This window comes from Caballeronia sp. ATUFL_F2_KS9A (assembly GCF_023630765.1).
Taxonomy (GTDB): domain Bacteria; phylum Pseudomonadota; class Gammaproteobacteria; order Burkholderiales; family Burkholderiaceae; genus Caballeronia; species Caballeronia zhejiangensis.
This window is the reverse complement of sequence record NZ_JALQEK010000004.1, coordinates 129196-147245: the sequence shown is the minus strand read 5'-3', so window position 1 is coordinate 147245 and position 18050 is coordinate 129196. Positions and strand designations below refer to the sequence as shown.

The window sequence follows — 18050 nt, the reverse complement described above, 5'->3', positions numbered from 1 at the left end:
GCGCCGTCTGTCGCGCTCAGAACGTCTCCCAGTCGCCGCTTGCCTCCGTCGTGGCGGACGCCTTCGGCGCGGGCGACGGCGCGGCGGGTGCGCGCTTCGCCGACTTCAAGGCAACGCGCGCAGGCATCGTTGCGCGCGGTGCAATTTTCGCCGCCATCGTGGATGCTGCCGGAACAGCAGCAAGCGCCGCGCCGTCCGCGACCTGGAACACCGCCACCGCCTGCCGCAGCCGCCCGGCCTGATCTTCGAGCGACTGCGCGGCGGCCGCCGCTTCCTCGACGAGCGCCGCGTTCTGCTGCGTGACTTCGTCCATCTGCGTGACGGCGCGCGACACCTGCTCGATGCCGCTCGACTGTTCCTCCGACGCCGCCGCGATCTCGCCCATGATGTCGGTCACGCGCTGCACCGCGCCGATGATCTCGCTCATCGTGCGGCCGGCTTCGTCGACGAGCGTCGTGCCCGTCTGCACGCGCGCCACGGACGTGTCGATGAGTTCCTTGATTTCCTTCGCCGCCGCCGACGAGCGTTGCGCCAGACTGCGCACTTCGCCCGCGACGACCGCGAAGCCGCGCCCTTCTTCGCCCGCGCGCGCCGCTTCGACGGCCGCGTTGAGCGCCAGAATGTTGGTCTGGAACGCAATGCCTTCGATGATCGTGATGATGTCCGCGATCTTCGACGAACTGCCGTTGATCTCGCGCATCGTGTCGACGACCTGCGTGACGACCGCGCTGCCCTTGCCGGCGATTTCCGACGCGTTCGCCGCGAGTGCGCTCGCCTGCCGCGCGTTGTCGGCGTTCTGGCGGACGGTGCCGGTCAGCTCTTCCATGCTCGACGCGGTTTCCTGCAGCGCCGATGCCTGTTCTTCCGTGCGCGACGACAGATCGGTATTGCCCGCGGCGATCTGCTGCGTCGCCGACGCGATCGATTCGCTGCCCGAGCGCACCGTGCGGACGGTCGTCAGCAGGCTCGCGCGCATCTTGGCGAGACCTTCGAGCAACTGGCCCATTTCGTCGCGCGACGTGATGGCGACCTCGCGGCGCAGATCGCCCGCGGCGATCGATTCGAAATGACCGAGCGCCGCTTCGAGCGGCCGCGCGATGGCGCGCCTGAGCGACAGCCACGCGAACGCGGCCGCGGCGATGCCGAGCGCGATCGCGCCGAAGCTCAGCGCGCGGAACCATCCGAAGCGGTCCTGCGTCTCCTCATAGCTTCTCGCGGATGCTTCGGTCAGATGCTTGCGCAGCGCGTCGTTGGCGTTGGCGAGCTCGTTGTACGTCGCCTGCATCGCCTTGGCGTTCGCGATGATGGCGTCGTGATCGTTCGCCAAGACCGCCGCGACGCCCTTGTCGACGATGCCCTGCAGCGCGAGGCGCCGGTCCTGAGCGGCGTCGGCGAGGCGCTTTTCTTCCGGCGCTTGCGGCAGCGCCAGGTATTGCTTCCAGTAGCCGTCCGCGCGTTCGCGCATCATGCGCGCGCGCTCGACCGTGGCCGCCACCTCCGGCGTGCCGGCGAGCAGCGCCGCGCGATCGAACACGAGACGCTCGCGCGCCGCATACATTTCCGCGTTGCCGACGGCGATCGCCGCGGGCATCTGCACCGAATAGGTGTCTTGAAACGCGCGATTCGAATGGCTCATGCCGGTGAGCCCCAACGCGCCGATCGCGATGAGCAGTGCCCCCAGAAACGCCATCGAGATGCCGAGGCGCGCCTTGATCGTCAAAGCTGTTTTCATTGAATTTTTCCCTGATGCCGCTCGCGAGCGGAGTCGTCGTTGCGTGGCAGCGTGCGCGCTGGACATCGCGCGACCGCTATCGATGTAAACGGCGCGAATGTGTCGGCACTTGAGGAATTTATTTCGTATGAAAAGAAAACGGCGCGTCAGACGCGCCGTGTTTTCAATGAATATTGAAAAGTTATGCTGAAATTTCGCTGCGGTGCGGAATCGATGGTTGCGCGCCCTCGCGCGTCACCGCGATTGCCGCCGCGCGCTGGCCGAACGCGATTGCGTGCATTGCCGCCGCGCCGCGTGCGAGTTCCGCCGCGAAGCCGCCGATGAACGTGTCGCCGGCGGCGGTCGTATCGACCGCTTCGACGCGCGGCGACGGCAGATGAACGCCTTCGTCGTCCGCGCCGTCGAGCAAAGCCAGCACGCCTTGCGCGCCGAGCGTCACGATGACGTTGCGCGCGCCTTTCGCCTTGAGCGCCTGCGCGGCGCGGCGCGCGTCGTCGGGCGTTTCGATGGCGACCCCGGAGAGCGTCGCGGCTTCGAGTTCGTTCGGAATCAGATAGTCGATCAGCGGGAACCAGTCCGGCGGCAATTTGCGCGCCGCGGGCGCGGGATTCAGGATCGTCGTGCGCTTCAGGCGACGGCCGGTGGCGAGCGCGGCGCGCACGGCGTCCGGCGGCGTTTCGAGCTGGCACACGATGACGTCGGCGCGCGCGATGAGCGCCTCCTGCGCTTCGATGCGCGCGGGCGTGACTTCGGCGTTGCTGCCCGCGACGATGACGATCGCGTTCTGGCTCGCATCGTCGACGACGATGAGCGCGACGCCCGTCGGCGCGCTGGCGCTGGTCGCGAGCGCCGTGCAGTCGATGCCTTCCGCTTCGAGGCTGCCTCTGAGCGTGGCGCCGTTCGTATCGTCGCCGACGCAGCCGATCATCGCGACATGCGCGCCCAGGCGCGCCGCGGCGACCGCCTGATTGCTGCCCTTGCCGCCCGGCATCTGCGCGAACGCGTGTCCGGCGAGCGTTTCCCCCGGTCGCGGCAGGCGCGGCGCGCGCGCGACGAGATCCATGTTGAGGCTGCCGACCACGGTCACGCGGCCGGTCTTGGCACTGTCGCCCATCTCGTTTCCTTTGGTTCCTTTACTGCACCGCGGTCGTTAGGCCTTCGCGCCGCGCGACTCGGGCACCACCGCGGTCGATTCGCGGCGCACGAGGCGCGGCGGCACCACGCGGCGGCGCGTCGTGCCCGTCAGCTTGCCGGTGATGCGCTCGATCAGCGTCTGCGCGGCCATTTCGCCGAGCGCGCGCACCGATTGCCCCACCGTCGACAAGGCCGGATAGGTGTAGCGCGACAGCTCGACATCGTCGAAACCGATGATCGAGCAGTCCGTCGGCACGTTGATGTGACGCTCCGCCGCCGCACGCAGCGCGCCGATGCCCATCATGTCGTTGCACGCGAAGATCGCCGTCGGCTTCATGTTGTCGAGCAGGAGCGAGGCCGCCGCGTAACCGCCCGTCGCGGAAAAGTCGCTCTGCTGGATCGCGTTCGGCGCGATTTCCATGCCGCGCTCGGCCATCGCGCGGATGAAGCCGTGCAGGCGCATCGCGGAAACGGCGGTCGCGACGGGGCCTGTGATGCAGCCGATCTTCGAATGCCCGAGCTGCAGCAGATGCCGCGTCGCGAGATACGCGCCCTTTTCGTGGTCGATCTGCACGAGGTCCGATTGCAGCCCCTCGATATTGCGGTCGACGATCACGAGCGGCTCGCGCGCGCCCGCGAGGCATTGCGCGAGCACCGAGTCCTCGCCCGCCGATGCAATCACGAGCCCGTCGATGCGCTTTTCCTGCAGCACGCGCAGGTAGTTGCGCTGCTTCGCGGGATCGTCGTCGGAGTTGCAGAAGAACACGCAATAGCCGTTCTTCGCGCAGCCGTCCTCGACGCCGCGCGCGAGCTCGGCGAAATACGGATTCGTCGCGTTCGGCACGAGCAGGCCGATGGTCGCCGTCGAGCGCGCCTTCAGCGAGCGCGCGACCGCCGACGGCACGTAGTCGAGCTCACGGATCGCCCGCTCGACTTTCGCCCGCACGTCGGCCGAAACCGGCCGCGAATTGTTCACTACGTGGGATACCGTCGTAAACGACACCCCGGCAATGGCTGCCACGTCTTTGATCGTCGCCATACATCGTCCTTCGCTATGCTTTGGTCCAACTGCTCTTATTGGTCGTAAGGCGTCCGGCGCGACCACTTTCATGCGCCGCTCTGCTTTCCCCGCGCCCTGCCTGCTTCATTGTGTGCGGCGGCGATGAATCCCCGTTCGCCGCTGCCGCCCGCTGCCTTCTCTCGTCGCCGGCCGTTGCTCCACCCCGTTCGGAGCGCCCGCCTGCGCCGCCCTTCGATCAAACCCGCTTTCTCCTGCTGCGGTATGTATCCAGCACCACCGCCACCACGATCACCGCGCCGGTAATGATGCGCTTGGTCGGCTCGTTCGCGCCGATCTGCGCCAGTCCCGCCGCCAGCACGGAGATGATCAACACGCCGAAAAACGTGCTGATGACCGAGCCGCGCCCGCCCATCAGGCTCGTTCCGCCGATCACGACCGCCGCGATCACCTGCAGTTCCAACCCCGCGCCGGCGTTCGGATCGGCGGCTTCGAGCCGCGAGATCTGAAAGAGCGCCGCGAGTCCGGACAAGGCGCCCATCAGCGCGAAAACGATCACCTTGTACGGCCGCGGATTCACGCCCGCGAGACGCACGGCTTCCTCGTTCGTGCCGATCCCTACGAGATATCGGCCGAAAACCGTCCGGGTCAAGACCAGATGGGCAATTATCATCACCGCGACCGCGATCAGGAACGCGGGCGAGATGCCGAACGCGATCGGATTCGACAGAAAATCGAACGCATCGCCGATGTACGCCGTGCGCGAATTCGTCATCTGATACGCAAGCCCGCGCGCGCCTTCCAGCACGCCGAGCGAGACGATGAACGACGGAATCCGCCACGCCACCGTCACGAGGCCGGTCACGGCGCCCGTCAGCGCGGCGGCCGCGAGCCCGATCAGCGCCGCCGGAAACGCCGGCCAGTGCCACTTCAGCGCGGCCACGCTCACCACCGACGCGCCCAGCGCCAGCACCGAGCCGACCGACAGATCGATGCTCGCGATGATGAGCACGAACGTCATGCCGACCGACATCACGACGAGATCCGGAATCTGGTTCGCGATCGTGCTGAACGTGTCGTACGTCAGAAAGTGCGTGCTCAGCACCGAAAACAGCGCGATCATCGCGGCGAGCGCGCCCGCGAGACCCAGGTAATTCGAAATGCCCAGACGCGTGCCGACGCCTTTCGTGCTCTTCGGCGCATCGGCGGGCAGATTCGCTTCGCTCATTCAATGCTCCACGTTGTCTTCGGGCGCTTTCGCGTCCGGGGCGATGGGCTCGTGCAGGATCGCCTCGCGCTTCGCGTAACCCGAGAACGCCGCCGCGAGCAGCGCGTCCTGCGTCCAGTTCGCGCGCTCGAACACGCCCGTCATGCGCCCCGCCGACATCACGCCGATACGGTCGCAGATCAGCATCAGCTCGCGCAGGTCGCTCGACACGACGACGAGCGCGCGTCCTTCGCGAGCGAGCGCGCCCATCAGCCCGTAGATGTCGAACTTCGCGCCGACGTCGATGCCGCGCGTCGGCTCGTCGAACAGCAGCACCGAGCAGTCGCGCGCGAGCCACCGGCCGATCACGACCTTCTGCTGGTTGCCGCCCGACAGTTCCGACACCGCCTGCGCCGGCCCCGACGTGCGAATCCGCATCGCGTCGATCTGCCGTTGCGCGAGCGCCGCTTCCCGGCGCGCGTCGACCACGCCGTGCCGAGCCACCGCGCCGACGTTGCCCAGTGAAACGTTCGCGGCGATAGGCAGGCTGAGCAGCAGGCCCTCGCCCTTGCGATCCTCCGTGATGAGCGCGATGCCTTCTTCGACCGCATCCGACGGCGATTGCACCGTCACGCGCCGCAGCGCCTGCCCTTTGCGCGCGACGGACACCGTGCCCGCGTCCGCGCGATCCGCGCCGTAGATGAGCCGCATCAGCTCGGTGCGGCCCGCGCCGATCAGCCCGCTCACGCCGAAAATCTCGCCCGCGCGCACCTCGAACGACACGTCGCGCACGGCCGGCAGCCGCGTCATGCCTTCCACTTTCAGCGCGACATCGCCGATCCGCCGTTCGCCCAGATCGATGCGCTCGCCGATCTCGCGTCCGACCATCAGCGTGACGAGCCGGTCGCTCGTGAGCGCGTCCATCGGACCGATATGCACGAGGCGTCCGTCGCGCAGCACGGCCGCGCGCTCGGCGATGCGCCGCAATTCCTCCAGCCGGTGCGAGATGTACACGAGCGCGACGCCGCGCGCCTTCAGCCTTTCGACCTGCTCGAACAGCAGATCGACTTCGCGCGCGGTGAGCATCGCGGTCGGCTCGTCGAGAATCAGCACGCGGCAATCGCCGATCAGATTGCGCGCGATTTCCACCATCTGCTGATGCCCGATGCCGAGACCGCCGACGAGCGTATCCGGATCGATCGCGTCGAGCCCGACTTGCGCCATCGCGTGACGCGCGTCTTCTGCGAGGCGCTTGCGGTCGATCCAGCCGAAGCCCTTGCGCGGCAAGCGGTTCAGAAAGAGATTCTCCGCCACCGATAACGTCGGCAGCAGGTTCAGCTCCTGCATCACCATGCGCACGCCGAGCGATTCGGCCTCCGAGCGGCTCTTCGGCGCGTAGGGCTGGCCCGCGAGCGTCATCGCGCCGGTCGACGGATCGGTCAGCCCGCCGATGATCTTCGACAGCGTGCTCTTGCCCGCGCCGTTCTCGCCGGTCAGCGCGAGCACCTCGCCCGCGACGAGATCGAGCGATACGTCCGTCAGCACCGGCTCGACATAGGTCTTGCCGATGCCCGTCACCGTTAGCACGTTCGCATCGTTCGGTCCGGTCATGGGGCGCTTCAAGGCTCGGTTGTGCATCCTCGGAATGATCCAGCACGGCTGGGCGAAGCCCGCGCGAAAGGCCGCGGAGCGTGCCCGCGCCGTCTGCCTTTCGCGCTCGTCAGTGTGTTATCGGCACGCCCGCCGCGAACTTGAGGCTTCGCGCCGGCTCACTTCGTCACGAGATCGACCGGCGTTTCCACGACCTGCGAAAGCTCCGACTGCTTCTTGTGGCCGGCAATCGCCTTCAACGCCACGTCGATGCCGAACACCGCCTGCTTCGCCGCGTACTGGTCGGCCGTGGCGAGCACGCGGCCGTCCTTGAGCATCGGCTTGATCGCGCCGATGTTGTCGAAGCCGACGACCTGCACCTTGCCCGCCTTGCCCGCCGCGCGAATCGCCGACACGGCGCCGATCGCCATGTTGTCGTTGTCGCACAGGAGCGCCTTCACGTTCGGATTGGCGTTCAGGATCTGCGACGCGACCGCGTTGCCCTTGTCGATTTCCCATTCGCCCGACTGCAGCGCGACCACCTTCATGCCGGCGGCGTCCATCGCCTCCTTGAAGCCCGCGCTGCGCGCCTGCGAATTCGTCGTGGTCGTCACGCCTTCGATGATCGCGACTTCATCGCCCTTCTTCAGTTTCGGCGCGAGATAGTCGCCGACCTTACGCGCGCCCTTCTTGTTGTCCGGTCCGACGAACGGCACGTTCAGATCCTTCGACTTGAGCACGTCCGGATCGAGCCGGTTGTCGATGTTCACGACGATGATCCCCGCGTCCGCCGCCTTCTTGATGACCGGCACGAGCGCCTTCGAATCAGCCGGCGCGATCACGAGCGCATCGACCTTCGAGACGATCATCTGCTCGACGATGCGGATTTGCGCCGCCGTGTCGGTCTCGTCCTTGATGCCGTTGGTGATCAGGTCGAACTGGCCGGCGTTGTGCGCCTGATAGTCTTTCGCGCCGGTTTCCATCGTCAGGAAGAACTCGTTGGCGAGCGATTTCATGACGAGCGCCACCTTGGGCTTGCCCGCCGGCTGCGCGAACGCCGATGACGACGCGAACGGCAATGCGGTGCAGGCGGCGAGCGCGACGGCAGCCGTGAGGACGCGTCGGCGGATGATTCGGTTCATGCGGATCTCCAATGCTTATTCTGGTTTGTTGGTCTTGCGAGATGCAGCGAACGCGAGCAACGCCAATCGAAACGCGCCGGACGCTCGCGCGCCAATGCCTTCGACGCCCTTTCGCGCACGTTTGAACGTTTGCCCGCCGTCGATTCTCGTTGGACAGGCGCCGGAGGTCAATCGGGCTAACGTGTAGTGCAGCACATACGACAACGCCGTCGAACGGCTGCTCGACGGCGTTTTTAGTTGCCTGCGGACAAGACTCAGAGATCTTCGACCGACTGCCCTTCGACCTTGTTGTCGATGATGTCGCGCGCGTAGTCGATGCCCGCGCGCGTCGCGTCGATCGGACTGTCGAACGGTTCCTGATCGGGCACGCCGAACATCACCGAGCGGCCGCTTTCGCCGTGCGCGCTCTTCGCGATCGTCACGACTATGTCGAAGTGTCGCGGGCTGTCGTCCGGCTCGTCGCGATCCTTCGCGCGCCTCAATGCCTGAACCTTGATCTCGAAGCCTTTGTAATGATCCGACAGCGGCGTGGACATGGACGATCTCCTTTCGCATTCACATGCATCGCACGATCATACGTCGGCTGCATCGGTCGTGCGGATCGCCGGCGACGAAAGGCGTTTGCAAGCCTCGTTCCCGCGACTCCCGATTTCACCCTATCCCGCACACCGTTCATATTGTGTTTGCCATAATGCGCGGGCGACATGCCGATACAGACACGCGCCGTCGAACAACAACCGTCACTCAAATCAGGGAGCGTCACATGACCATTCGAGCCACCGCCCTCATCGCCGTGCTGAGCCTGACGCTCGGCGCGAACGTCGCCTTCGCCGCCAACAGTCAGCAAAGCAAGATGACCGATTGCAACAAGCAGGCGGGCGACAAGAAAGGCGACGACCGCAAGGCCTTCATGAAGAGCTGTCTGTCCGCCGCGCCGGCTGCCGCATCCGCGCCGATGACGCAGCAGCAGAAGATGACGGCGTGCAACAGCCAAGCAGGCGACAAGAAAGGCGACGACCGCAAGAGTTTCATGAAAAGCTGCCTCAGCAACAAGGGCTGATCTCGCCTGCGTTCGCGTTCTGCACGCCGCGCCGTTCGCGCGCGGCGCCCGTTGCGTATTTACGCTCCCTACCGGCCGATATTGCACTGCACCCAAGCTAGTGATTCGCACCGTCGTCTTTTTCTCATAAGATGGCGCGAAGGCGGCCCCTTACGAAATACAAGAAAGACGCCATCGGCCGCCGCCGTTTCGAGCGAGGCGAAAAGCCGCGCATGGAGGCATCGGATGGCATGGAGACACAAGAACCGCTGGTTCAGGCGGTGGCTCGTGGCGATCACGTTCTGGTTCGTGCCGGTGCTGATCGTCGCGGTGAACGAAGTGCGCGAGGAGATGGCGTACAACAACGTCGATCTCCAGAAGTCGCTTGCCAGCTGGGAGTTGACCGATGCCCAACGCGCGGCCGGCGCCGCGGCGCGCTGCCACGGCACGTCCGAAGAAGCGCGCGCAGCCGGTTGTCCCGAAGATGCCATCGCCGCCACCGAGGTGAAGCATCAGGAAGCGCTCAACGAATACGCGCATCGCAAGGCGACGCTCGCCGATTATCTCTGGCATGCGTTCGTCGGCTACTGGATCGTGCCCGCAGCGTTCCTGCTCGTGCTCGGCGTGCTGATCGGCGGCATCCGGCGCGCGCTGCGCCGTCCGCAACACACGCCCGCGCCGCCCTCCGCCGAAGTAAAAACGACGACCCATCCGTGACCAAGCCTCGGGTACGGTCGTTGCTACTTCCTTCAGCGGTTTTCTCGTACGACCTAAAGGCAGCGTCACGAAAATTCTGCTCGCCTTGGGCCGCACTTCGGGCGAAAACGCCGTTTCCATTTCGGTTTGGTCAAAGCTTCGTCTAACCTTGTATCAGACGATGTGTGCTTCGAAAGATTTGTGTAATTTAACGACGCGCCTGACGCTTATGGGGACGGATTCGGAGTAAGCTAGGTCCGGCTTGTTCGCCCGAATGTTGCGGAGCCTGAAGACCCAAGCCTGACAAGGCTTTCGGCGCATGGGCCGAGGCTCGCGGTTTCACCTTGCTGTGCTATAACTTGGCGTGCCTCACCCTCCCGCTCTTATGGGGTTTCCTAAATTCCACGATGGAGAACAATGATGCAAAGACGAAACTTCATGCTCAAGTCGACGGCCGTGCTGGCAATGGGTGGCCTCGCGCTTGCCGGCTGCACGGCAAACCGGAACGCCGGCAGCGAAGCGGCCGCGGGCGCCGCCGATGACCGCCGCGCCATCGACGCAGATGTCGACAGCACGATCCAGCGTCTCTATGCCACCGTCGGCGGCTCGCGCGAGCTGGTCGCGAAAGCGCGCGGCGTGCTGGTGTTCCCGTCGGTGCTTCAGGCCGGCTTCATCGTCGGCGCGCAATACGGCAAGGGTGCGCTGCGTGTGGGTGGCAGCAGCGTCGGGTACTACAGCACGACGTCCGGCTCGTTCGGCCTGCAGGCAGGCGCGCAGTCGAAGGCGCTGATCTTCCTGTTCATGACGCAGGATGCGCTCGACAAATTCCGCAACTCCGACGGCTGGTCGGCGGGCGCGGATGCATCGGTGGCGTTGGTGAAGATGGGCGCGAACGGCGTGATCGACACGACCACCGCCACGAAACCGGTCGAGGCCATCGTGCTGACCAACGCCGGCCTGATGGCCGACGTGTCGCTGCAAGGCACGAAGGTGTCGCGCATCAAGTACTGAGCGCGTCGCGCTTTACCTCGCGGCGAATGCAAAACCGCCGTGTGGTGGGTCCTTCCGGGTCGCGCCACACGGCGGTTTTTTGTTTTTTCCCGCGTCGTGTCGGGTCGCGCGTCAGGTCGTCGTCGCGCGATCGATCACTTTGAAGCGCGCACGCTTCTGCGCGCGCACGACCGACTGATACGCCTCGAGATATTGCCGAGCCATGCGATGCGACGTGAAGCGCTCCTCGAAGCGATTGCGCACGCGCTCGCGCGACAGCGTATGCAGACGATTCACCGCGGCCACCGCACCGATTTCATCCTCGACGATGAAGCCAGACACGCCCTCGTCCACCACTTCCGGCACCGAGCCGCGATTGAACGCGATGACCGGCGTGCCGCACGCCATCGCCTCGATCATCACGAGGCCGAACGGCTCGGGCCAGTCGATCGGAAACACGAGCGCGTGCGCGCCCGACAGGAATTCGGCTTTCTGACTGTCGTTGATCTCGCCGACGTACTCGACATACGGCAGCTCCAGCAGCGGCGCAATCTCGCGCTCGAAATACTCGTGGTCGGCGAAATCGACCTTGGCGGCAATCTTGATCGGCAAGCCGCATCGGCCCGCGATGCGAATGGCCGTATCGACGCGCTTTTCCGGCGAAATGCGTCCGAGGAACGCCAGATACTTCTGCTCCACCGGCTGCGGCACGTAGAGCTTCTCCGGCAAGCCGTGATAAACGGTGCTGACCCATTTCGCCTGCGGCAGCGGATGCCGCTGCGCGTCGGAAATGGAGATTACGGGCGCGGTGTTGAACGTATCGAATACGGGCTGCTGCTCGGGCAGATCGAGCCGGCCGTGCATTGTCGTCACGAACGGCGTGTCCTGGCGCTTGAACAGCGAGAACGAGTAATAGTCCATGTGAAAGTGCAGGACATCGAACTCTTCGGCGCGGCGGCGCACGAGTTCCATCAGCAGCATGTGCGGCGCGATGCGGTCGCGGATCGCCGGGTCGAGCCGCAACGCGCGCGGCCACACGGGTTCCAGGTTGGCGCTGGTCTGCGAATCGCCGGTGGCGAAGAGCGTCACCTCGTGACCGAGCTCGACGAGCGCCTCGGTCAGGTACGACACCACACGCTCGGTCCCGCCATAGAGCTTCGGCGGCACCGATTCGGTCAGCGGAGCAATCTGGGCAATTCTCATCGTTCTCGTCTCCATGCGGATATCGACGTGCGGCTGATCGCTTGCCAGCCGCGGCGCGCATCGAGTATGACAGCGGATCGTAAGGCCGGACAACGAGGTTTGCCCTTACGAATCGTTCCGCCATCCGCTGCGATGAAGCCCATTATCGAGTGCGGATACGCCCGTTCCGGACGTCTCTTGCACTTTCATCGCTCTGTTACAGCACGGAAACATTCGTTTCCGGCGACGGTTACCGTTCGGCATCGCCGCGCAGATCGGCGAGGAAGTTGTCGCGCCACACGCCCAGATCGTGCTTGCGCAGCGCCGCCATGTTGGTTTCGTAGCGCTGCTTGCGCTCGGCGAGCGGCATCGCCAGCGCGCGGCCGATCGCTTCGCTCGTGCCGACGATATCGTGCGGATTGACCATCACCGCGCCGGTCATTTCATCGGCCGCGCCGGCGAACTGGGAAAGCACGAGCACGCCGGGATCGTCAGGATTCTGCGCCGCGACGTATTCCTTCGCGACGAGATTCATGCCGTCGCGCAGCGGCGTGACGAGCCCGATCTGCGATTCGCGAAACAGCGACATCAGCTTCCAGCGGTCGTATCGCTGATTGAGATAGCGGATCGGCGTGTAATCGAGCCCGGAGTAACGTCCGTTGATGCGCCCCGCTTCGTACTCCAGGTTCTGGCGAATCTGCTGATAGGTTTCGACGTCCGAGCGCGTCGGCGGCGCGATCTGCACGAGCGTGACATTGCCGCGCCACTCGGGCGACTTTTCCAGAAAATGCTCGAACGCGCGGAAGCGCTCGACCAGTCCTTTCGAGTAATCGAGCCGATCCACGCTCATGATGAGCTTACGGCCTTCGAGGCTCTGCTTCAGGTCCATCACGTCCTGACGCGCCTCGCCGCGTTCGGCCTGCTCGGCGATTTCATCGGGAAACACGCCGATGCGATAAACGTTCGTCCGCAGCTTGCGTCCGAACGCCTCGACGTGGCCGTCGGGGGTCGCGGTGCCGTGCGCGTGCCGGACGATGTAGTCGTGAAACGCGACGCGATCGCTTTCCGTCTGAAACCCGACGACGTCATAGCAGCACAGCGACTTCACCAGTTCCTCGTGCGGCGGAATGTTCAACAGGATCTGCGGCGACGGAAACGGAATGTGCAAAAAGAAGCCGATGCGATTCGTGATGCCCGCCGAGCGCAGCGCCTCGGCGAACGGGATCATGTGATAGTCGTGGACCCAGATGATGTCGCCGGGTTCGAGCAGCTTGATGAGCTTGTGCGCGAGCCACGCGTTCACGCGCCGGTAGCCCGCGTACTCGTCCCGGTCGTAGACGGCGAGATCGTTGCGATAGTGGAAAACCGGCCACAGCATCGCGTTCGAGAAACCGCGGTAGTACTGGTCGTAGTCCTTTTTCGGCAGGCCGACGGTCGCAAAGGTCACCGCGCCGTCCTGTTCGAGTTTCGGTCCCTGATTCGCGACGGTTTCGCTCACGACGTCGCCGCTCCAGCCGAACCAGACGCCGCCGCTGTCCTTCAGCGCGCCGAAGACGCCGACGGCGAGCCCGCCCGCGGAGCCCTTGGTTTCGGTCGGCGTGGCGACCCGGTTGGATACGACGACGAGACGGCTCATAGACTTTCCTTTTCCTCTTCGAACGTGATTAACGTGACTTAACGTGACTTTCTCAGCATCAACCCGAAATTTTCGACCCGGAAACGCCGCGCGGGTTTCCGTCAGGTCTTTTCTGCCGGCGCCGGCGCGGTGGACGCCGCCGCGTGCGCCTTCGGATCCGGCCCGGTCGGTTCGCCGCGGCTCGCGACCGGATCGGCGGCCGTATTCGCCGTGCTTGCCGCGTGTGCCGTGCCCGCCCTTTCGAGCGGCGGCGCGAAATCGACGTGACTTTCCTTGTCGGTCGACAGATCCGCCCGCGCGCGCGGCAGATAGTGCGGATAAGTCGCCTGCACGAAGTTCACGAGCCCTTCGCGCACGCGGCAGCGCAAATCCCAATTCAGCGCCGAGTCGAACGAACTGACGAGCACGCGCAGTTGCATCGCGCGATCGGTGGCGTCGGTGACCTGCAGCACCTGCACACGGCCATCCCATTCCGGCGCCTGCTCGAGGATGCGCTCCAGCTCCTCGCGCAGCGGCGCGAGCGGCATCCGGTAATCGACATACAGAAACACCGTGCCGATGATCTGCGAACTGTTGCGCGTCCAGTTCGTGAACGGATTTTCGATGAACCACTGCAACGGCACGATCAGCCGCCGCTGATCCCAGATGCGGATCGACACGTACGTGCCCGTGATTTCCTCGACGCGTCCCCATTCGCCCTGAATCACGACGACATCGTCGAGGCGAATCGGCTGCGACAGCGCGATCTGCAAGCCCGCGATCAGATTGCCGAGCACCGGCCGCGCGGCGATACCGGCGACGAGCCCGGCGACGCCCGCCGACGCCAGCAGGCTCGCGCCGATCTGCCGCACGCTCGGAAACGCCATCAGCGCCGCGCCGAAACCGATGATTACGATCACCACCATCACCGAGCGCGCGAGCACGCGCGCCTGCGTGTGGATGCGGCGGGCGTTGAGATTGTCGTCGGTGTCGAGCGGATGCGCCTGCACGATCGCCTCGCCCACCGCGCCCGCCGAGCGCGCCGCGAGAAACGTGAGCGCGACGATCAGCGCGACGGTCTCGACATCGCGCAGCACGCCGATGAACGGCAGCGTATCGGGCGCCTCGAAGATCATGAAACCGAGCCCGAGGATGATGAGCAGGATGAGCGCGGGCGTGTCGATATAGCGCAGCACGACGCTCATCAGCGGATAAGGACGCGCGATGCGCACGAGAATGCGCGCGCCGATGCGATGCGCGGCAATCGCAAACGCCACCGCGATGACGGCCACGACGAGCGCGCCGGGCCAGGTGCCGAGCGGACGTTCCGCAAGATTCAGGAAATGGTCGAGTGAGAGCATGAGCGTCGCGGGATCAGCCTCGAGAAAGTGAAAGCGGCGAGGAGGATACGGCGGTCGCATCGCACGTATGCGTGGTGCTGCGCGATATTGCGCCAGGTTGCAGACAGCAGCGGCGATGGCCGTCCGGGCGCGGCCGTCGCCTCTTGGTTCAGCAAGCGTGACGCCAGTGCTCCGGCGTCACCAGATGCTCAGCGTTCCGCCTTGCAGGGAAACGCCTTGCCGAGTCCGAGCGAAACCATCGTGGTCGCGTTGAAATCGGCCTTGTCGGGATTGTTGGCGATGTACTTGCGCACCGCGTCCGTAAGCTGCTGCGGCTTCACGTCCGCCGGCAGGCAGAAGTACTGGCCGACCTGCGGCCCGGAGGTTCCCCCGATCGCCTCGATCGTGTTGTAGATGCCGTCCGCCGCGCCTTCGATATAGGCCGCGCAGGCGGTCCGTGAGTTGGGATCCGTTTTGGTGCAGAGCTTGTTCAGATCGTTGCCGGTAAACGCGAACGCACAGACGGGCGTCGCGAGAGCACAGGCGAGGACGAATTCCCGCAGCATGGTCTTCCTTTTATGTTGAGCGGCGGCTTGGTCGGAGCAACGGGTTCGGAGCGATGCGCGGCCGCGCCTGACCGCGCTCGCCCCGTGACTTGATGTCGCGCCGTTATTTTGCACCGTTTGAGCCGCTTTGCGCAGCGCCGCCGCCTTGTTGCATCGAGTCCAGACGCGCCTTCAGACCTTCGGCGACATCTTTCTCGTTGTACTTCTGCGCGAAATCCACCGCCGTCAGGCCGAGCTGATTCTTCACGCGCAGATCGGCGCCCGAGTCGAGCAGCAGCTTGACCGTCGAAAGATGACCGCCGCGCGCCGCCATCATGAGCGGCGTCGTGCCGTTGGGCGAACCCGCGTCGATATAGGCCGAATGGTCGACCAGAATCTTCACGATGTCGTCATGGCCGTTGGTCGCGGCGTAGTGCAGCGGCGTCCAGCCTTTCTTGTTCACTTCGGCGTCCTTGGCGATCAGCAGATTCACGAAGGTCGCGTCGCCATTGAGCGCGGCAAGCATCATCGCGTTTTCGCCGGCAGGATCGAGCTTCTCGAGATCGGTCTTTGGGTTGTCGGCGAGCAACTGGCCGACCTTGTCGGACTTCTCGCGCGCGGCGATCACGAGGATCGGCGTGCCCGTGTTGTCGACGGTGTTCGGGTCCGCGCCCTGCGCGAGCTGCTTCTTGACCGCCGATACGTCGTCGAACTTGACCGCCTTGATGAGCGAGTCCACGGACGCGGCCCAGACCGGCTGAGCGATCGCGCAGGCCGCCAGCAGCGCGCCGGCGACGAGTCCGCGCACGGCCGTGCCCTTGCGCGCACCGCGCGTCGTGTTCAGAGTGGAAACCATCGGGGAAGTGTTCATAAGTGACCTTCGAATTGCCTTGAAACAGTTTTTTTGCGCGCGGGCCGGCCGCCCTCAGACTGGCCGCGCGATCTTGAAGAGCCGGAAGAAGTTGTCGGTGGTCGCCTGCGCGACGGCCTCTTCCGGCTGCTCGCGCAACTGCGCGATGAAACGTCCGACATAACTCACGTACGCAGGTTCATTCGGCTTGCCGCGATACGGCACCGGCGCGAGGTACGGCGAATCGGTTTCGATGAGCAGGCGCTCGATCGGCACGCGCCGCGCGACGTCCTGCACATCGGTTGCCTTCTTGAACGTGACGATGCCCGACAGCGAGATATGAAAATTCTGCGCGAGCGCCCGTTCGGCGATCTCCCACGGTTCGGTGAAGCAATGCATGACGCCGCCCGGCACGTACGCGCGCTCTTCCTGCATGATGCGCAAGGTGTCGTCCGACGACGACCGCGTGTGGATGATGAGCGGCTTGCCCGTCGCGTGCGCGGCGCGGATATGCGTGCGAAAGCGTTCGCGCTGCCATTCCATGTCGGCGATGCTGCGCCCTTCCAGCCGATAGTAGTCGAGCCCGGTTTCGCCGATCGCGCAAACTTTCGGATGCTTCGCCAGCTCGACGAGTTCCGCGACGCTCGGTTCGCGCATATCCTCGTGGTCGGGATGCACTCCGACCGACGCATAGACGTTTTCGTGCTGCTCGGCGATCGCGAGCACCGAAGGCAGCGTCTCGAGGTCCACCGACACGCACAGCGCATGTGTCACAGAATGCGCGCGCATCTTGTCGAGGACGTCGGGCAATCGGTCCGCGAGCCCTTCGAAGTTGATATGACAGTGTGAATCGACAAACATCGGGTGCTCCTTGATGCATTCCTTGCGGCGCGGCTCGACGGTCTCTGCCGCTCAGGCCGCTCAGGCCGTATAGATCCCGCGATAGCCCATGAACAGTTCCTCGAACACGAGGCGCGCGTTCAGCGGATGATTTTCCACCGCGCGCTGCCGCGTGACCGTCTTCATGTAGCGCGCGAGCGCGGCCGGATCGGCGCTTTGCGCGCAACGTGCGAGCGCCTTCGCCGCGGCGGGGAAATAGCGCGGACGGCTAGCCGTGCGTTGCGCGAGCAGATCGTAAAGCCAGCGCTGCAACCAGCCGAGCACGAGCGGCACCGGCAGCTTCTGCAGGTTTTCGCCGCACGCGAAGGCATCGCAATTCGGTCCGGCGGCAAGTTGCGCGAGCGTGAAGTCGCGCAAGGCGCGGTTCTCGTCGTTCGCCAGCGCGAGCGCAGCGAGCGGCGCGCCGCCCGCCTGCGCGAGGAGCGCCGCCGGATCGTCGACGCCTTGCGACGCCAGCCACGCACTCGCTTCGTTCGCCGGCGGCACGCTCATCGGCCATTGGCGGCAGCGGCTGATGATCGTCGGCAACAGCCGGTCGACGCGCGCCGACACCAGCAGGAACACGACGCCCGACGGCGGTTCTTCGAGCGTCTTCAAGAGCGCGTTCGCCGCTGCGACGTTGAGCGCCTCGGCCGGATACAGCACGACGACGCGCAAGCCGCCCCGATGCGAGCCCACGCCACAGAAATCCAGCAGCCCGCGCACCTGCTCGATCTTGATTTCCTTGCTCGGCGTGCGGGTCTTCTTGCCTTCTTCGCCATCGGCTTTGTCGGCGGGAGCGTCGGCTGCGTCGCCGGTTGCGGCAAGGCCCGCGAGCGCTTCGGGCAGCACCGCGCGGTAATCGGGATGATTGCCTTGCGAGAACCAGTGACACGCCGGACAAGTCCCGCACGGCTCGCCATTCGCGGCGGGCGTCTCACACAGCAAACCCTGCGCGAGATGCTGGGCGAACTGCAGCTTGCCGATGCCCGCTTCTCCGTGCAGCAGGAGCGCGTGCGGCCAGTGCGCGCGCAATTGCTGCAGACGCTGCCAGTCGTCGGTTTGCCAGGGATAGATCATCGATAGATTCT

The 18050-nt window shown here is 65.3% G+C and carries 17 protein-coding genes; 3 read left to right on the top strand and 14 right to left on the bottom strand.

Features of this window, described 5'->3' with window-relative positions; translation table 11 throughout:
* Positions 1-16 precede the first annotated feature (16 nt).
* The 7 genes from NCS67_RS06340 to NCS67_RS06310 all read right to left on the bottom strand — a co-directional run bounded on the left by NCS67_RS06340 (position 17) and on the right by NCS67_RS06310 (position 8359).
* The gene (locus NCS67_RS06340; protein ID WP_008349650.1) at positions 17-1732 is read right to left on the bottom strand and encodes a methyl-accepting chemotaxis protein; all 1716 of its coding nucleotides are present in this window, start codon (positions 1730-1732) and stop codon (positions 17-19) included.
* 181 nt (positions 1733-1913) lie between these two features.
* Positions 1914-2846 (bottom strand): ribokinase, encoded by a 933-nt coding sequence (gene rbsK / locus NCS67_RS06335; protein ID WP_250434696.1) that lies wholly within the window; start codon positions 2844-2846, stop codon positions 1914-1916.
* A 36-nt stretch (positions 2847-2882) separates the two neighbouring features.
* The gene (locus NCS67_RS06330) at positions 2883-3905 is read right to left on the bottom strand and encodes a LacI family DNA-binding transcriptional regulator (protein ID WP_008349655.1); all 1023 of its coding nucleotides are present in this window, start codon (positions 3903-3905) and stop codon (positions 2883-2885) included.
* A 217-nt stretch (positions 3906-4122) separates the two neighbouring features.
* Positions 4123-5112 (bottom strand): ABC transporter permease, encoded by a 990-nt coding sequence (locus NCS67_RS06325; RefSeq protein ID WP_008349658.1) that lies wholly within the window; start codon positions 5110-5112, stop codon positions 4123-4125.
* Positions 5113-6702, bottom strand: coding sequence for a sugar ABC transporter ATP-binding protein (locus NCS67_RS06320; protein WP_008349659.1), 1590 nt, complete (start codon positions 6700-6702; stop codon positions 5113-5115).
* 158 nt (positions 6703-6860) lie between these two features.
* Positions 6861-7823, bottom strand: coding sequence for a sugar ABC transporter substrate-binding protein (locus tag NCS67_RS06315; RefSeq protein WP_008349661.1), 963 nt, complete (start codon positions 7821-7823; stop codon positions 6861-6863).
* Between the two features lie 254 nt (positions 7824-8077).
* Positions 8078-8359, bottom strand: a complete 282-nt coding sequence (locus NCS67_RS06310) for a hypothetical protein (protein WP_008349664.1) — start codon at positions 8357-8359, stop codon at positions 8078-8080.
* A gap of 227 nt (positions 8360-8586) precedes the next feature.
* Between NCS67_RS06310 and NCS67_RS06305 the strand changes: the two genes are divergently transcribed.
* From NCS67_RS06305 to NCS67_RS06295, 3 genes are all read left to right on the top strand, one after another.
* A complete protein-coding gene (locus tag NCS67_RS06305; protein WP_008349666.1) occupies positions 8587-8883 on the top strand; it encodes a PsiF family protein in 297 nt (98 codons plus the stop codon).
* A gap of 225 nt (positions 8884-9108) precedes the next feature.
* Positions 9109-9579 carry a hypothetical protein gene (locus NCS67_RS06300; RefSeq protein ID WP_244808084.1) on the top strand — a complete coding sequence of 157 codons (471 nt, stop codon included), beginning with the start codon at positions 9109-9111 and terminating at the stop codon, positions 9577-9579.
* Positions 9580-9978: 399 nt separating this feature from the next.
* Positions 9979-10569 carry a BPSL1445 family SYLF domain-containing lipoprotein gene (locus tag NCS67_RS06295; RefSeq protein WP_008349670.1) on the top strand — a complete coding sequence of 197 codons (591 nt, stop codon included), beginning with the start codon at positions 9979-9981 and terminating at the stop codon, positions 10567-10569.
* Between the two features lie 111 nt (positions 10570-10680).
* Here the strand turns inward: NCS67_RS06295 and NCS67_RS06290 are convergent, their stop codons facing one another.
* The 7 genes from NCS67_RS06290 to NCS67_RS06260 form a co-directional block, all read right to left on the bottom strand.
* A complete protein-coding gene (locus NCS67_RS06290) occupies positions 10681-11751 on the bottom strand; it encodes a glycosyltransferase family 4 protein (RefSeq protein ID WP_008349671.1) in 1071 nt (356 codons plus the stop codon).
* A gap of 229 nt (positions 11752-11980) precedes the next feature.
* Positions 11981-13366, bottom strand: coding sequence for an alpha,alpha-trehalose-phosphate synthase (UDP-forming) (otsA, locus tag NCS67_RS06285; protein ID WP_175982897.1), 1386 nt, complete (start codon positions 13364-13366; stop codon positions 11981-11983).
* 101 nt (positions 13367-13467) lie between these two features.
* The gene (locus tag NCS67_RS06280; RefSeq protein WP_250434694.1) at positions 13468-14706 is read right to left on the bottom strand and encodes a mechanosensitive ion channel family protein; all 1239 of its coding nucleotides are present in this window, start codon (positions 14704-14706) and stop codon (positions 13468-13470) included.
* Between the two features lie 188 nt (positions 14707-14894).
* Positions 14895-15251: a Rap1a/Tai family immunity protein gene (locus NCS67_RS06275; protein WP_008349679.1), complete on the bottom strand. Its 357-nt coding sequence runs from the start codon at positions 15249-15251 to the stop codon at positions 14895-14897.
* Between the two features lie 103 nt (positions 15252-15354).
* A complete protein-coding gene (locus tag NCS67_RS06270; RefSeq protein WP_008349681.1) occupies positions 15355-16086 on the bottom strand; it encodes an ankyrin repeat domain-containing protein in 732 nt (243 codons plus the stop codon).
* Positions 16087-16155: 69 nt separating this feature from the next.
* Positions 16156-16941, bottom strand: coding sequence for a TatD family hydrolase (locus tag NCS67_RS06265; RefSeq protein WP_250434693.1), 786 nt, complete (start codon positions 16939-16941; stop codon positions 16156-16158).
* 60 nt (positions 16942-17001) lie between these two features.
* Entirely contained in the window at positions 17002-18039 is a 1038-nt protein-coding gene (locus NCS67_RS06260; protein ID WP_008349685.1) for a DNA polymerase III subunit delta', read from the bottom strand.
* Between the last annotated feature and the right edge of the window lie 11 nt (positions 18040-18050).

Excerpts from the sequence above, each read along its gene's own strand:
- NCS67_RS06340 (WP_008349650.1), bottom strand. The coding sequence starts at position 1,732 with ATGAAAACAGCTTTGACGATCAAGGCGCGCCTCGGCATCTCGATGGCG.
- rbsK (WP_250434696.1), bottom strand. The coding sequence starts at position 2,846 with ATGGGCGACAGTGCCAAGACCGGCCGCGTGACCGTGGTCGGCAGCCTC.
- NCS67_RS06330 (WP_008349655.1), bottom strand. The coding sequence starts at position 3,905 with ATGGCGACGATCAAAGACGTGGCAGCCATTGCCGGGGTGTCGTTTACG.
- NCS67_RS06325 (WP_008349658.1), bottom strand. The coding sequence starts at position 5,112 with ATGAGCGAAGCGAATCTGCCCGCCGATGCGCCGAAGAGCACGAAAGGC.
- NCS67_RS06320 (WP_008349659.1), bottom strand. The coding sequence starts at position 6,702 with ATGACCGGACCGAACGATGCGAACGTGCTAACGGTGACGGGCATCGGC.
- NCS67_RS06315 (WP_008349661.1), bottom strand. The coding sequence starts at position 7,823 with ATGAACCGAATCATCCGCCGACGCGTCCTCACGGCTGCCGTCGCGCTC.
- NCS67_RS06310 (WP_008349664.1), bottom strand. The coding sequence starts at position 8,359 with ATGTCCACGCCGCTGTCGGATCATTACAAAGGCTTCGAGATCAAGGTT.
- NCS67_RS06305 (WP_008349666.1), top strand. The coding sequence starts at position 8,587 with ATGACCATTCGAGCCACCGCCCTCATCGCCGTGCTGAGCCTGACGCTC.
- NCS67_RS06300 (WP_244808084.1), top strand. The coding sequence starts at position 9,109 with ATGGCATGGAGACACAAGAACCGCTGGTTCAGGCGGTGGCTCGTGGCG.
- NCS67_RS06295 (WP_008349670.1), top strand. The coding sequence starts at position 9,979 with ATGCAAAGACGAAACTTCATGCTCAAGTCGACGGCCGTGCTGGCAATG.
- NCS67_RS06290 (WP_008349671.1), bottom strand. The coding sequence starts at position 11,751 with ATGAGAATTGCCCAGATTGCTCCGCTGACCGAATCGGTGCCGCCGAAG.
- otsA (WP_175982897.1), bottom strand. The coding sequence starts at position 13,366 with ATGAGCCGTCTCGTCGTCGTATCCAACCGGGTCGCCACGCCGACCGAA.
- NCS67_RS06280 (WP_250434694.1), bottom strand. The coding sequence starts at position 14,706 with ATGCTCTCACTCGACCATTTCCTGAATCTTGCGGAACGTCCGCTCGGC.
- NCS67_RS06275 (WP_008349679.1), bottom strand. The coding sequence starts at position 15,251 with ATGCTGCGGGAATTCGTCCTCGCCTGTGCTCTCGCGACGCCCGTCTGT.
- NCS67_RS06270 (WP_008349681.1), bottom strand. The coding sequence starts at position 16,086 with ATGGTTTCCACTCTGAACACGACGCGCGGTGCGCGCAAGGGCACGGCC.
- NCS67_RS06265 (WP_250434693.1), bottom strand. The coding sequence starts at position 16,941 with ATGTTTGTCGATTCACACTGTCATATCAACTTCGAAGGGCTCGCGGAC.
- NCS67_RS06260 (WP_008349685.1), bottom strand. The coding sequence starts at position 18,039 with ATGATCTATCCCTGGCAAACCGACGACTGGCAGCGTCTGCAGCAATTG.